Genomic DNA, 13,481 nt, shown 5'->3' with positions numbered 1-13,481 from the left:
CGGCTACGGGTACGGAACCCCGGCCACTGCGTGGTCGGCGACGGTGCCGTAGCTGTGCCAGTAGGACTGGCCTGCGATCACCCCGACGGTGAGACCGCGGATGTGTACCGGGTACTGATTGCCCACTGAGAGGGTGTACCAGGGGGAGCCCGAGTCGCCGGGTTGTACCCGGGTGCCGTCGCTGACCACCAGGTCTTCGGTGCAGCCGAGCGGATCACAGAGCACACCGGTGGTGCTGACCGCGGTGTGGCCGCAGACCTCCCCGGATGTCTGGCCGCTGAAGCAGTAGTTGCTGAAGCCGATCACCGGATCACCGAAGCTGCTCACCGCCGCCCCCGCGGTGCTGTCCACTGCGCCGATGTAGATCGCGCCCTGGTAGCTGCTGCCGGCGATCACGGCCAGGTCCGGGTCCGGCAGGTTCGCGTGTGGGTGGAAGGTTCCCCACGTGTGCCCGCTGACGGTGGAGGTGACCGGCCGGCCGGAGCCGAAACAGTGTCCGGCGGTGAGCATGTAGCGGACGCCGCCGGTCTGGACCGTGAAACCACTGGAGCAGATGGCCCCACCACTGGTGATCGAGGCGCCGCCCCAGAACGGCGGGAAGTCACTGCCGCGGCCCCGGCCCGGGTCGTCGCCGAAGCGGAGCTCCAGCGGAGCGGGGTAGCGGGTGGCCAGCGGCCGCACCACCGCCGGTGGTGCGTTGGTGCCCAGCACCAGCACGTCCCGGGCCAGATCGAGATAGGCCCCGTACGCGTACCGGCCGGCGTCGGGGTGGAAGTCCCGGGCGGCCACATCCTCGGTGAACTGGGCGAGGGTGGGGGCCGTCAGGGAGCTATTCGCCACCTCGACCGGGAAGCCCGCCGCGGTCGCCGGTACCGGGCCAGCCGGTTGGTCTGCCGGAAGCAGGAGTACGAGGGCCGGTCGCGCCGGATCGTAGAAGGCACCGAGCGCGCCGGAGTCGGCGGCCAGGTCGGTCAGCCGGTCGGCGGCCTCGGCGAGCGATCGGTCAAGGGCTCGCGCAGCCACGAGATCGGCGCCCGCTGGCATTGGTGCTGTCTCCGCCGACGTCGACGGCAGCGCTGGCGCAGGGTGGTTCGGTGCGGCGTGGGCCGGCGTCGCTGCGGCGATCGCGAGCGTGAGCGCGGCGACCGCTCCGAGGGCGGTCCAGCTCCGGGTAGCGGTCACGGTCCCTCCCTCGTGGCTGGTGGGCAGCCGGGGCGGCTTGCCCGGTAGGACGGTAGACCTGGACCGGTCGGCGGGGAGCAGATCCGAGACAGCGTCGAACACGGTCGACCAGGGGTCACCCCACCGGGTTCGGTCGCCAGGCCAGACTCCGACGTGGTTCTTGATAGATAGTCGACAATGTGACGGTATCCGGCGGTTGTGGAACGTCGGTGTCTCCCGCTACAGTGCGGACGTAGTCTGCTGCACTGGGTAAGGGCGAAGATGAGCGATCCCACGGCAGAATCAGCCCTCGAACTCTCCGCCGCCGCCGAGGGCGTGCGAAGCATGGCGGAGCTGGCGGCGCTGCTGCGCCGATTGCGGCGCCGGGAGGCGCGGCGTCGCGGCGGCGCCGAACTCACCTATCGGCAGCTTGCGGCCCACGCAGGCTGGTCTCACGCGGTGGTGGCTGTCTATCTGACCGGCAAGACCCTGCCGCCCACCGACCGGTTCGACACCCTCGTCCAGTTACTCGGGGCGAGCCCGGCGGAGCAGAGTGCGCTGGCGACCGCGCGGGACCGGGTAGAGGAGGGCCGCCGGGCCGCGAGCGGCCCTGCCCGGGCTACTGCCTGGCAGCGGCCGCACCAGCTACCCGCCGATGTGCCGGGGTTCATCGGACGGGCGGCCGAGCTGGCCGAGCTGGACCGGGCGGCGGCGATCTCGACGCCGCGCGGGCGGGCCGGGGCCCGGACGCTCGCGATCGTCGGCTCGCCGGGCGCCGGTAAGACCGCGCTCGCGCTGCACTGGGCCCACCGGGTCAGGCACCGGTTTCCGCACGGCCAGCTCTACACCGACCTGCGCGGGTACGGGGCCGACCCGGCCGCCGACCCGGCCCGGATCCTCGACGGGTACCTCGCCGCGCTCGGCGTGCCGGCGGTCGATCGCCCGGCCGATCTGGACGCCAAAATCGGGCTGTACCGGTCCCTGCTCGACCGGCGTCGAGTCCTGGTGGTGTTGGATAACGCGGCGAACGCCCGGCAGGTGCGACCGCTGTTGCCGACCGCGCCGGGCAGCGCCGCGGTGGTTACGAGCCGTAGCGTGCTCACCGGGTTGGTCGCCAGCGACCGAGCACACCGGATAGTTGTGGACGTCTTGCCGCTCTCCGAAGCGGTGGCCCTGCTGGCCGGGTTTCTAGGCGAGGCCCGGGTCCGGGCCGAGCTGGCGGCGGTGCGCCAGCTCGCCCGGCTGTGCGGGTGCCTGCCGGTCGCCCTCTGCGCGTTGGGTGAACGGGCGGTAACCGGACCGTCGAGTTCGCTCACTGCGCTCGCAGATGAGCTAGCCACGGCGCGTAACCGGCTCGATCTGTTCGAGGCTGGCGACGATGGCCAGACCACGCTACGGACCATGTTCGGCTGGTCGTATCAACAGCTGCCAGCCGATGCCGCCCGGCTTTTCCGGGCGCTGGGCGCCCATCCTCGTCCCTGGGCCGATCGAGGCCTGCTCGCCGAGTTGTGCGGCGGCGACCCCCGCGAAGCGAGGCGGCTGGTGGAGGTGCTGGCCGCGGCGAATCTGCTGCACCGGGGACGGTGGGACCGCTACCGGCTCAGCGGGCTCCTGCGCTGGTACGCGGCTGAGTTGGCGATCGAGCACGGCGAGGCCGCCCCGGCCCGGCAACTACGAAGCCCGCAGCTGGGGGTCGAATCCCTTACCCGCCAATAGTGGGTCCACAGTAGCGGGTAACCGAAGATCCCGCCCCGGAGAAGCCCCCCGGCCCTGACTATCGGGTCGATCGACGGCTACCCTCATGATCCGAATCTCCGATTCCGGGACGTTTCTCCGGGCCGGCCGGCGCCCGGTGCCACTGTCGTAGCGATCCGCCGGCGACAGTGTCGGGCCACGCGATCGCGGGGTTCCTGACAGTGAGGGGGTGTCTCTGCCATGGCTGAGGAGCCAGTGGGGCCAGCGACCGATTCGTCGGCGGTCACCGCGCCGCGGCCCTGGCGGCCGAACTCGATCCTCTACCCGGCCTTCTTCGGCGGTCCGCTGGCCGCCACCGTACTCGGGGTCTGGAACGCCTGGCGGCTCTCGCTGCCGGGCCGGGCGCTGGCGCTGGTCCTCGCCGCCGGCGCCGGTGCGATCCTGGTCCGGTTCGGGCTGGCCAGCTTGTTGACCGAGCAGCAAGGAACGATGCTGCTGGTGGGCGGGGTCACCGGGGTGGCGGTCTGGGTGGTGATCGTGACCGGGCAGCGCGGGCCGTTCCGGGCGCAACACCCGGCCAACGAAGAGCCGGCCAGTCTGATCCGACCCGGAATCCTGGTAGCCGTGGGCTGCGGCCTGCTGGAGGCGGGGCTGCTCGGCCTGCTGGTGGGCTGAGCAGCCCCGGCTGCTCACTCGCCGGTGACCCCGTCGATGCGTTCCCGGAGCAGGTCCGCGTGCCCGTTGTGGCGGGCGTACTCCTCGATCATGTGGATGTAGACCCAGCGCAGACTGATCATGCCCCCCTTGCGGTACTCGAAGACCTCGTCGAGCGACCGGGTCGCTACGGCACGCCGCGACTGCTCGATCTCTTTGGTGAAGATCGCGAAGTCAGCCGCCGGATCGGCCGACGCGACCGCCTCGAAGTCGTAGTCCGGCTGGTCTTCGCGCCAGTAGAGCGGTTCGACCGGCTGGTCGCCGAAGCGGTGGCTGAACCAGTTTCGCTCCACCTCCGCCATGTGCCGCACCAGCCCGAGCAGGGTGAGGTTCGAGGGCGGACAGGCGGCCTGAATGAGTTGCTCGTCGGTGAGGCCGGCGCACTTGTGCAGCAGCGTGGCGCGGTGAAACTCCAGCCAACCCACAAGCATCTCGCGCTCGTCGGCGACGTACGGCGGATCATGGCGGGGAATCGTCGGAATTGTCATCCGGTTAGTAGATGCCCGAGAGTTATGGGGTCGCAAGCCCATTCCGGCGGGTGACAACCGTCGCGCCGCCCTGCCGCGCTGCTGCCGAGTGGCCCGCGTCTGACAGGATCGTTGCATGGAACCGGTTGTCGTCGTGCTGCTCGTGGTGGGACTGCTGCTGCTGTTGCTCGGCGCGGCTCTGCTCGCGCCGAGGTTGCGGCGCCGGCAGGCGCCGCCGCCCGAGGCGCCGCCACCGGCTACGCCGCCACAGCCGCCGCCGCAGGCGCCACCAGCGGCGGGGCCCACAGCTGAGCCGACCACAGCTGAGCCGCCGGTCGCGCCACCGGTCGAGCAGCCGGAACCGACCGCCGGGCGCCTGGTCCGGCTCCGGGCCAGGCTGGCGCGGTCCGAGAACGCCTTGGGTCGAGGGCTGCTGGGGCTGCTGTCGCGGGACCGGCTCGACGAGGACGCCTGGGAAGAGGTCGAGGAGACGCTGCTCGGCGCCGACGTCGGGGTCGCCGCGACCACCGACCTGGTGGCGCGACTGCGGGAGCGGACCCGGGTGCTCGGCACCCGCAGCGCCGACGAGCTGCGGGCCATGCTCAGCGAGGAGCTGGTCGCCGTGCTGGCGCCGGAGCTGGACCGGACCCTCGCCGCCCACCGGGTCGACGGCGCCCCCGGGGTGCTGTTGATGGTCGGCGTCAACGGTTCGGGCAAGACCACCACCTGTGGCAAGGTCGCCCGAGTGTTGGTGGCGGACGGTCACAGCGTGGTGCTGGGGGCTGCCGACACGTTCCGGGCCGCCGCCGCTGACCAGCTCGCCACCTGGGCCGGCCGGGTGGGCGCCGAGGTCGTTCGCGGTGCCGAGGGCGCCGACCCGGCCAGCGTCGCCTTCGACGCGGTCCGGCGCGGGGCCGAGGCCGGAGTCGAGACGGTAGTGATCGACACCGCTGGCCGACTACAGAACAAAGTCGGACTCATGGATGAGCTGGGCAAAGTCAAGCGGGTGATCGAGAAGCGGACCCGGGTGACCGAGACACTGTTGGTGATCGACGCCACCACCGGGCAGAATGCACTCACCCAGGCAAAGGTCTTCACCGAAGCGGTGGATGTCACCGGGGTCGTGTTGACCAAGCTCGACGGCAGCGCCAAAGGGGGCATCGTGATCGGTGTGCAGCGGCAGCTCGGCATTCCGGTCAAGCTGGTTGGCCTCGGCGAAGGGCCGGACGATCTCGCGCCGTTCGATCCGAAACAGTTCGTCGCCGCCCTGCTCGGCGGCGCCCCGTGACCCAGACCAACTCCGCCGCCGAGATTCCGCTTCGCGGCGGCAACGTCAGCACCGTCGTCAAGGTCGCGGGCACGGTCCGTCGCAATACCGGCCCCTGGACCCCATCTGTGCACGCGCTGCTACGGCACCTGGAGAAGGTCGGGTTCACCGGAGCACCGCGCGTGCACGGCATCGACGAGTACGGCCGCGAGGTGCTCACCTACCTGGAGGGCGAGTGTGGCGAGTACCCACTCGCCGAGCACTGGGCCACCGACGAGGCGCTGGTGACGGTCGCCACCATGCTGCGGATGTTCCACGACGCGCAGCAAGGCTTCCAACCGCCGCCCGGGGGGGTCTGGCGCTCGTTCGGACCGCCCCCACCGGACGCCGAGGTGGTCTGCCATCACGACGCCGCGCCACACAATGTGATCTGGCGGCCCGACGGCACCCTGGCGCTGATCGATTTCGACCTCGCCTCGCCCGGGTCGCGCCTCTACGACGTGGCGTACGCGGCCTGGACCTGGGTGCCGCTCTTCAGCGACCGGGATTCGGTCACGCTCGGCTGGCAACGGCCGGACCGGCCCCGCCGGCTGCGGCTGTTCGCCGACGCGTACGGCCTGATCCCGCGGGACCGGCACCGGTTCGTCCGGACCATCCGCCGCCGGATCGTCGACCACGTCGAGGGCATCCGGCGGATGGCGGCGGCCGGAGACCCGGCCTTCGTCCGCATCGTCCGAAAGGGTCATCTCCGTCGACCCGCGCGTGACCTGCGACTACTCGATTATGAGCGGCACACGCTCGAATACGCGATGCGCTGACGGCCGAACGGTCAGCCCCGATCGGCCAGCGGGCCGACGTGCACCTTTCTGGTGACGATTGTCACAGGGGTGAAACAACCCGTCACTGCCTCGAAACTTAGCGACGCCGAGTCTCGAAACAGGGTCCCTGAATAGTTCCGCGCAGCCGACGCGGCAGCGCAGCCAATCGTCGGAACCAAGCGTGCAACTGACCCTGGTGCGGTGCGGTGGGTCGCACCGCGCCCAATGAGAGGAGGCAGCGTGCCGGAGATCGATTCCGGGCACACCGCCTGGATCCTGACCTCGAGTGCCTTGGTGCTGTTGATGACTCCCGGGCTGGCGTTGTTCTACGGCGGCATGACCCGTTCCAAGGGCGTCCTCAACATGCTGATGATGTGCTTCGGCGCGATCGGCGTCGTCAGCCTGCTGTGGATCTTCTACGGCTTCAGCCTGGCGTTCAGCGAAGAGGTCGGCGGTAGCTCCATCGGTGGGCTCTTCAGCGACCTGTCCGCCGCCGGTATGCGGGGACTGTTCGAGACCGGTGAGGAGGGGGGCCTGCCGATCCTCGCGTTCGCGGGCTTCCAGATGATGTTCGCCGTCATCACTACCGCCCTGATCGCCGGCGCCATCGCCGATCGGGCCAAGTTCGGCTCCTGGCTGATCTTCGCCGTGATCTGGGCGACGCTGGTCTACTTCCCGGTGGCCCACTGGGTGTGGGGCGCCGGCGGCTGGCTCGGCGAAGGCATGGGCGTACTCGACTTCGCGGGCGGGACCGCGGTCCACATCAACGCCGGTGCCGCGGCCTTGGCGCTGGCGCTGGTGCTCGGAAAGCGGGTGGGCTGGCCTAAAGAGAAGATGAAGCCGCACAACCTGCCGCTAGTGTTGCTCGGCGCCGGTCTGCTGTGGTTCGGCTGGTTCGGGTTCAACGCCGGCTCCGAGCTGGCCGCCAACGGCATCTCCGCGGTGGCGCTGGTCAACACCCAGGTCGCGACCGCGGCGGCGGTGCTCGGCTGGATCTTCGTCGAGTGGATCCGGTTTGGTAAGCCGACCACCCTCGGGGCCGCCTCCGGCGCGATCGCCGGCCTGGTGGCGATCACCCCGGCCTGCGCCTTCGTGGAGCCGCTCGGGGCGATCGCGATCGGTGCCATCGCCGGTGTGGTCTGCTCGCTCTGCGTCAGCCTGAAGTACAAGCTCGGCTACGACGACTCGCTCGACGTGGTCGCCGTGCACTTCGTCGGCGGCGTCATCGGTTCGGTCCTGATCGGTCTGCTCGCGGTCGAGGTGCTCGCCGACGAGAACGGCCTGCTCTACGGCGGCGGTGTCGGCCTGCTCGGGATCCAGACGCTCGGCGTCGTGGTGGTCGCCGTGTACTCGTTCGTGATGGCCTGGCTGATCGCGTTCGCGATCGAGAAGACCATCGGCTTCCGGGTCAAGCCGGAGGATGAGGTCGAAGGTATCGACCTGACCGAGCACGCCGAGGCCGGGTACGACTTCACCAGCACCGGTCCGTCGCTGGTCGGCTCCGCCCCCGCGCGGCCAGCCGCCGCGCCGGCCGCGCCGGAGTCGGCGTCCTCCGAGAAGGTCGCTGGCTGAGCCAGCCGACACCCACGACACAGATGGAGGGATTGGCTATGAAGCTGGTGACCGGGGTCATCAAGCCCCACCAGCTAGACGCGGTGAAGGACGCGCTGCACGCGCTCGGCGTCGCAGGGCTCACCGTCAGTGAGGTCCAGGGGTACGGCCGGCAGAAGGGCCACACCGAGGTCTACCGGGGCGCCGAGTACACGGTCGAGTTCCTGCCGAAGGTAAAGGTGGAGGTGGTCACCGACGAGCTCGACGTCGAGAAGGTCGTCGACGCGGTCGCCACCGCCGCCCGTACCGGCAAGATCGGCGACGGCAAGGTCTGGGTGACCCCGGTCGAGGAGGTGGTTCGGGTACGCACCGGCGAGCGCGGCGTGGAAGCGCTCTGAGGTGAAACTCGATACCGACCAGGTTGGCGCCGCCGCCCGCGATGCGCGGGCGGCGGCGCTCGACCGCTTCCTCGCCGAGCTGATGCCCACCCCCGTGCCCCGTGGGGTGGCGCTGGTCGCGGTCGGTGGCCTCGGCCGCCGGGAGTGCGCCCCGCACAGCGACCTGGACCTGCTCCTGCTGCATCAGGCAGCACCGGGGATCGGAGACCTCGCCACCCAGCTGTGGTATCCGATCTGGGACCGCAGGTACGCCCTGGACCATTCGACGCGAACCCTGGCAGAGGCGCTCGCGGTCGCGCAGGAGGACCTCGCGGTGGCGCTGGGGCTGCTCGACGCCCGGCACGTCGCAGGTGATCCGGCGCTCACCGCGGAGCTGGTGGCGGCGGCCCGGGACCAGTGGCGGCGTACCGCGGCCAGCGGCCTGCCGCGGTTGCGGGCGGCGGTCGAGCAGCGGCACGACCGCCACGGCGAGCTTGCGTTCCTGCTCGAAGGCGACGTGAAGGAGAGCCGCGGCGGCCTGCGGGATGTCGGGATCCTCCGGAGCATCGGGTACGCCGGGGTGGCGGACACGATGCTGCCGCCGGTGCGCGCCGCGTGCACCCGGCTGCTGGACGTGCGGGACGCGTTGCACCTCTCGATGGGTCGGCGGGTCGACCGGCTGCTCGCTCAGGAAGCCGCGGCGGTGGCGGCGAGCGTCGGGCTTCCCGACCGGGACGCGTTGCTGCGCCGGGTGGCAACGGACGCTCGTACCGTCGCGCACGCGCTCGATGACGGGTGGCGTTCGGTCACCCGGTGGCGGGAGAGCCGGCGCCGCGGCGCCCCGGCGAGCCGGCCGCAGCGCCGGCCCCTCGCCCGTGACGTGGTGGAGTACGACGGTGAGGCGGTGCTGGCGCGTACCGCCATCGCCGCCCGCCCCGACCCGACGTTGTCGCTGCGGGTGGCGGCGGCCGCCGCCACGGCTGGGCTGCCGATCGCCCGAGCGACCTGCGAGTGGCTGGCGAGCTACTGCCCTCCGCTGCCCCGGCCCTGGCCAGCGCCGGCCAGGGATGCCCTGCTGACGTTGCTGGGCGCCGGCCCAGCGCTGGTCGCCACCTGGGAGACCTGCGACCGATACGGCCTAGTGGCCGGGTGGTTGCCGGAGTGGCATCGGCTCCGCAGCGCGCCGCAGCACCACCCAGTCCACCTATACACGTTGGATAGGCATCTGGTGCAGGCGGCGGCGGAGGCCGCCCGGTTCGCCCGGGAGGTCGAGCGTCCCGACCTGCTGCTGCTCGGGGCGCTGCTGCACGACGTCGGCAAGGGCCTACCCGGTGACCATTCGGAGGCCGGGGCGCCGGTCGCGGAGGCGATCGCTACCCGGATCGGCCTGCCCGCCGCCGACGTCGCGGTCTTGAGGCAGCTGGTGCGGCTGCACCTGCTGCTGCCTGAGACCGCCACCCGACGGGACCTGTCCGACCCGGTCACCATCCGCACCGTCGCCGACGCCGTGGCCGACCTGAGCACCCTGGAGTTGTTGCACGCGCTCGCCCGGGCCGACGCGGCCGCCACCGGTCCGGCGGCGTGGTCGCAGTGGAAGGAGCGGCTCATCGGCGACCTAGTCGCCAGCGTGGCGGCGGCGCTGCGCGACGGCGGTCTACCCACCCCGCCGGAGCCTGACCCGGCGCTGGTGGCCGGGCCGCTGCCGGCGGTACACCTCGACGGTGACCGGGTGGCGGTCGCCGCGGCCGACCGGAGCGGGCTGCTCGGCAGCGTCGCCGGCTGTCTGGCGATGCATCGGCTGGGGGTGCTCTCCGCCGACACCGCCACCGTCGACGGCCGGGCGCTGGTCGAGTTCGTGGTGGAGCCCCGGTTCGGCCAGTGGCCGGACCCGTCCCGGCTCGCGGTGGACCTGCGCCGGGTGGCCGAGGGCGACATCTCAGTGACCCAGCGCCTCCGGCGCGGCGGGCACCGTCGAGGCGGCGGTGCGCCACCCCGGGTGGTGTGGCACCGGGGCGCCGCCTCGGATGCGGTGATTCTGGAGCTACGCGCGGCCGACTCGCCAGGGCTGCTGTTCCGGGTGGCGAGCGCGCTCGACGAGGTTGGCGCCGAGGTACGAGCCGCCCGGATCTCCACCCTCGGGGCCGATGCTGTGGACGCGTTCTACCTCACCGGATCCTGGGCGGACGAGGGCGACCGGAAGCGGGTCGAGACTGCGGTGCTCGCGGTGGCTTAGCCACCTACTCAGCGCCCACCTGACCAAACGACCGGTGTTTTGGCTCGCTGGACGACCAAACGACCGGTGTTTTGGCTCGCTGGACGACCAAACGACCGGTGTTTTGGCTCGATTGCTCGACTTCAACCGGGTAGCCTGCAGGGTGTGCGGGATGATGTGCTGAGAGAGCTCATACGAGAACAGAACCCGTGGTGGCGAGCGGCGGCCGTCGGCGAGGATCCACTCGGCTGGACGGTTACTGACCGCACGCTTCGCGCTCGGCAGAGTTATGACCTGGGCTACCGCTCGGATGTGTTGGACGACGTCGGCCGCGCGCCGCTCGGCAGCAGCCTTCACCTGCTCCGGGGCCCGCGCAGGGTCGGGAAGTCTGTGGTGCTCAAGGATTTCATCGCCCGGCTCTGCAGTCGGCCGGACGTTGACCCATGGCAGATCATCTACCTTCCGGCCGATACTCTCTCTGCCCAGGATCTCCGGCGGGCGGTTGTGCTGGCGACTGAGATTACGCGCGTCGCTGGCGACGCCGTACGGGTGTGGGTCATTGACGAGATCACCGCGGTCGAGGGGTGGACAGCCGAGCTCAAGAGCCTTCGGGACAACACCAGGTTCGGTGATGACACGGTGATCCTCACCGGCTCCTCGGCGGCAGGTGCTGCACAAGCCGTCCGCGACCTCGGCGCAGGGCGTACGGGCGAAGCGCGGCACCCCTTCCGGTTGGTGCTGCCGATGACGTTTCGGCAGTACCTATCAGCCGTGGAGCCCGAGCTTCCCACTCCGGGTCCGTTCCCGCCGTGGGCGGTCCAGACCCCGGAGGCGGCAGACGCTGCCGGCCTTCTTGAAACGTTCACGAATGAACTCGACCTGGCGTGGCAGCGGTACTTGGAAGCGGGCGGTTTTCCTCGCGCCGTGTTTGAACACCACCGCCACGGATCGGTGTCAACGGTCTTCCTGCGGGAGCTTGAGTCGTGGCTCACCGCGGATGTTGACCCTTCCGCACCGCAAGAGTCGGTGGCGCTCTTGCTGGGCGAAGTGCAGCAGCGAAGCTCCTCGCCGTTGAATGTGCGGAGCCTAGCCGAGACGCTCGGGCTTTCCCGTAGCTACCTGGCGACCCGGCTCAACCGAATCGTGTCGACCTTCGCCGGTCTGTGGTGTCACCAGGTTGATGAGCAGGGGCGCCGGGTCGGCGGGGCCCAGTCCAAGCTCTACCTGGTCGACCCGCTGCTCGCGTGGCTGGGACATTACCTCCGCGCCGGCCTGCCGGTGCCTGACTTCACTCACCTGACCGAGGCGTCGCTCGCCGTGACCGTCGCGCGGGTGGTGGAGGCGCACAGCCCAGGCCGGTGGCTCGCCGGGGACACTGTTGGGTACGCCCGTACCGCCAGCGGAGCCGAGGTCGACGTTGCGGCGGTCCCGATCAACGGTCCGGCCGGTGGCGAACAGACCCCTCCGCTGGAGGTGAAGTGGGTCCCCTCCGGGTGGCGACCGGCAGCCGCGGGACTGGCCCGCAAATGCGGCCGTGGGATCGTCGCGACGAAGACCGCGACCGACTACTCAGGCCCAGTCTGGGCGCTCCCGGCCCCAGTGGTGAGCCTCTTACTCAGCTAGCCGCTGGCGGTGAAGGCTCAGGTGCGTCGTCCTCCGCGGCAGGGTCGACGTCGGGCTGCAGTTGGGTGGCGAGGAAGAGCCCGGTCTGCATGATCGGCAGGACGGCGAGCGCGCCGGCCCCCTCGCCAAGCTCTAGCCGTAGGTCGAAGAGTGGCTTCAGGCCGAGGGTGTCCTGGACCCGGGTGACCAGCGGGTGCGCGCCTGCGTCGGGCAGCAGCCACCAGTGCCGGGCGGCCGCAGCCAGATTCCGCGCGACCAGCCCCGCCGCCGCCCCCACCGGGCCGTCCAACAGCACCGGTGTCCGCCGGGCGGCGGCGCCCAACAACAGCCCGGTGGCGATCGCCAGGTCCGCTCCGCCGAGCTGGGCCAGCAACGGACGGCCGACAGTACGTCCGCCGCCGCGGGTCCGGTGCACCGCGTCGCGTACCGTGGCGCAGCGCAACATCCACGCCTCGTCGTCGATCAGGCCCTGCTCGCTGCGGACCCGGGCCAACAACGCCGCAGGCTCGGTGCTGGGCGCCAGGATCGCGGTGACCGCGGCGGCGGCGCTCTCGGCGCCATCCCCGATCGATGCCAGCACCAGCACATCCACGCCGTCGTCGGCGGCCCGTTCGGCCAGCTCCCAACCGCGCGCGAGCGCCTGCTCCACCTGCGGCTCGGGCATCGCCGGCCCGTCCTCAATCGGCTCGGCGGCGGCCGCGTCGACGAGTTGGACGCTGGCGGCGACCGGGGCCGCCAGCCGCGCCAACGGGTCGGTGCCCGCCCGAAGCGCAGCGGCTCGCTGGGCTGCCCAGGTCGGGCCGGCGCTGGCGCCGCCTTGATGCGCTCCGTTCAATACCAGCACCCGGGCACGCTGCCACGGGGTCGGGTCGGCCGTGCCCTGGGCGCCAGCCGCGAACTGGACCACCCGGACGAGTTCGCCGAGTGCGATCGGGCCGAGGGCGGCGAGCCGGTCCCCGGCCGCCGCCTTGGCCTCGGCGTCCGGTGCGGGCAGCGCGGCCAGCTGGGACAACCCGGCAGCGGAGGCGGCGGTGGCCGTCGCAGTCGCGGGCGGGGCGGCGGTCGCGGTCGGCGCGCCAGCGGTCACACTGGTCGCGCCAGCCGTGCGCCAGCCGGCTTCGGGCACTGTGCCGCCCTTCAACCAGCTGGGCTGCCCGGCCACCACCAGCACTACCGCATCGGCGGCGGCGGCGAGCGCCTGGTTCACCTCGCCTAACAGCTGCGCCAGCCGGCGGTTCGCGGCGGTGGTGGGCGGCGTCGACAACCCCACCTCGGCGCTGACCAGCACCAGTTGTCCCGGGCCCGGGCCGATCGCCGCCACCAACTCGGTCAGCTCAGCCGAGTCGAGCTTGGCGGACCCGCCCGGGAGCCAGCTGGTCAGGTCGCTGACCAGCAGGTTCTCACCCGGCTCGGCCTGGGCGATCTGGGCCGCTAACGCGGCCAGACCGTCGCCGCTGGTCGGCGTCGGACGCCGAACCGGAGCAGCCTGGTCGAGCTGGGACTCGGCGAAAGCTTCGCGGCCGGAGCCGGCACCACCGAGGACGAGGAGCGTGCGCCAAGACATGCCGATACCCTATGGCCCGATCGTTAATGCTC

At 71.4% G+C, this 13,481-nt stretch carries 11 protein-coding genes; 8 read left to right on the top strand and 3 right to left on the bottom strand.

Features of this window, described 5'->3' with window-relative positions; all coding sequences use genetic code 11:
• Positions 1–3: 3 nt before the first annotated feature.
• On the bottom strand, positions 4–1,182 hold the full coding sequence (locus JQS43_RS18485; RefSeq protein ID WP_239675646.1) for a chymotrypsin family serine protease: 1,179 nt from the start codon (positions 1,180–1,182) through the stop codon (positions 4–6).
• A gap of 261 nt (positions 1,183–1,443) precedes the next feature.
• Here JQS43_RS18485 and JQS43_RS18480 point away from each other — a divergent pair, with 261 nt between their 5' ends.
• Complete coding sequence (locus JQS43_RS18480; protein WP_239675645.1) at positions 1,444–2,877, top strand: helix-turn-helix domain-containing protein; 1,434 nt, start codon at positions 1,444–1,446, stop codon at positions 2,875–2,877.
• Between the two features lie 219 nt (positions 2,878–3,096).
• The gene (locus JQS43_RS18475; protein WP_239675644.1) at positions 3,097–3,531 is read left to right on the top strand and encodes a hypothetical protein; all 435 of its coding nucleotides are present in this window, start codon (positions 3,097–3,099) and stop codon (positions 3,529–3,531) included.
• Positions 3,532–3,545: 14 nt separating this feature from the next.
• Here the strand turns inward: JQS43_RS18475 and JQS43_RS18470 are convergent, their stop codons facing one another.
• Positions 3,546–4,058: a DinB family protein gene (locus tag JQS43_RS18470; protein WP_239675643.1), complete on the bottom strand. Its 513-nt coding sequence runs from the start codon at positions 4,056–4,058 to the stop codon at positions 3,546–3,548.
• Between the two features lie 115 nt (positions 4,059–4,173).
• On the opposite strand from JQS43_RS18470, the gene ftsY reads away from it, so the two are divergent.
• From ftsY to JQS43_RS18440, 6 genes are all read left to right on the top strand, one after another.
• Positions 4,174–5,325, top strand: coding sequence for a signal recognition particle-docking protein FtsY (gene ftsY, locus JQS43_RS18465; protein ID WP_239675642.1), 1,152 nt, complete (start codon positions 4,174–4,176; stop codon positions 5,323–5,325).
• On the top strand, positions 5,322–6,122 hold the full coding sequence (locus tag JQS43_RS18460) for a phosphotransferase (protein WP_239675641.1): 801 nt from the start codon (positions 5,322–5,324) through the stop codon (positions 6,120–6,122). Before ftsY ends, JQS43_RS18460 begins: the two co-directional genes overlap by 4 nt.
• Before the next feature lie 240 nt (positions 6,123–6,362).
• On the top strand, positions 6,363–7,694 hold the full coding sequence (locus tag JQS43_RS18455) for an ammonium transporter (RefSeq protein ID WP_420847598.1): 1,332 nt from the start codon (positions 6,363–6,365) through the stop codon (positions 7,692–7,694).
• A 38-nt stretch (positions 7,695–7,732) separates the two neighbouring features.
• A complete protein-coding gene (locus JQS43_RS18450) occupies positions 7,733–8,071 on the top strand; it encodes a P-II family nitrogen regulator (RefSeq protein ID WP_239675640.1) in 339 nt (112 codons plus the stop codon).
• Position 8,072: 1 nt separating this feature from the next.
• Positions 8,073–10,283: a [protein-PII] uridylyltransferase gene (locus tag JQS43_RS18445; RefSeq protein WP_239675639.1), complete on the top strand. Its 2,211-nt coding sequence runs from the start codon at positions 8,073–8,075 to the stop codon at positions 10,281–10,283.
• A 144-nt stretch (positions 10,284–10,427) separates the two neighbouring features.
• A complete protein-coding gene (locus tag JQS43_RS18440; RefSeq protein ID WP_239675638.1) occupies positions 10,428–11,885 on the top strand; it encodes an AAA family ATPase in 1,458 nt (485 codons plus the stop codon).
• On the opposite strand, the gene JQS43_RS18435 is transcribed toward JQS43_RS18440, so the two are convergent.
• Positions 11,878–13,449 (bottom strand): bifunctional adenosylcobinamide kinase/adenosylcobinamide-phosphate guanylyltransferase, encoded by a 1,572-nt coding sequence (locus tag JQS43_RS18435; protein ID WP_239675637.1) that lies wholly within the window; start codon positions 13,447–13,449, stop codon positions 11,878–11,880. The genes JQS43_RS18440 and JQS43_RS18435 overlap by 8 nt on opposite strands.
• Positions 13,450–13,481 lie beyond the last annotated feature (32 nt).

It is taken from the genome of Natronosporangium hydrolyticum (genome assembly GCF_016925615.1).
In the GTDB taxonomy this organism is placed as follows: Bacteria; Actinomycetota; Actinomycetes; order Mycobacteriales; family Micromonosporaceae; genus Natronosporangium; species Natronosporangium hydrolyticum.
This window is presented reverse-complemented; position numbering and strand designations above follow the sequence as displayed.

Excerpts from the sequence above, each read along its gene's own strand:
- JQS43_RS18470 (WP_239675643.1), bottom strand. The coding sequence starts at position 4,058 with ATGACAATTCCGACGATTCCCCGCCATGATCCGCCGTACGTCGCCGAC.
- JQS43_RS18435 (WP_239675637.1), bottom strand. The coding sequence starts at position 13,449 with ATGTCTTGGCGCACGCTCCTCGTCCTCGGTGGTGCCGGCTCCGGCCGC.
- ftsY (WP_239675642.1), top strand. The coding sequence starts at position 4,174 with ATGGAACCGGTTGTCGTCGTGCTGCTCGTGGTGGGACTGCTGCTGCTG.
- JQS43_RS18480 (WP_239675645.1), top strand. The coding sequence starts at position 1,444 with ATGAGCGATCCCACGGCAGAATCAGCCCTCGAACTCTCCGCCGCCGCC.
- JQS43_RS18475 (WP_239675644.1), top strand. The coding sequence starts at position 3,097 with ATGGCTGAGGAGCCAGTGGGGCCAGCGACCGATTCGTCGGCGGTCACC.
- JQS43_RS18450 (WP_239675640.1), top strand. The coding sequence starts at position 7,733 with ATGAAGCTGGTGACCGGGGTCATCAAGCCCCACCAGCTAGACGCGGTG.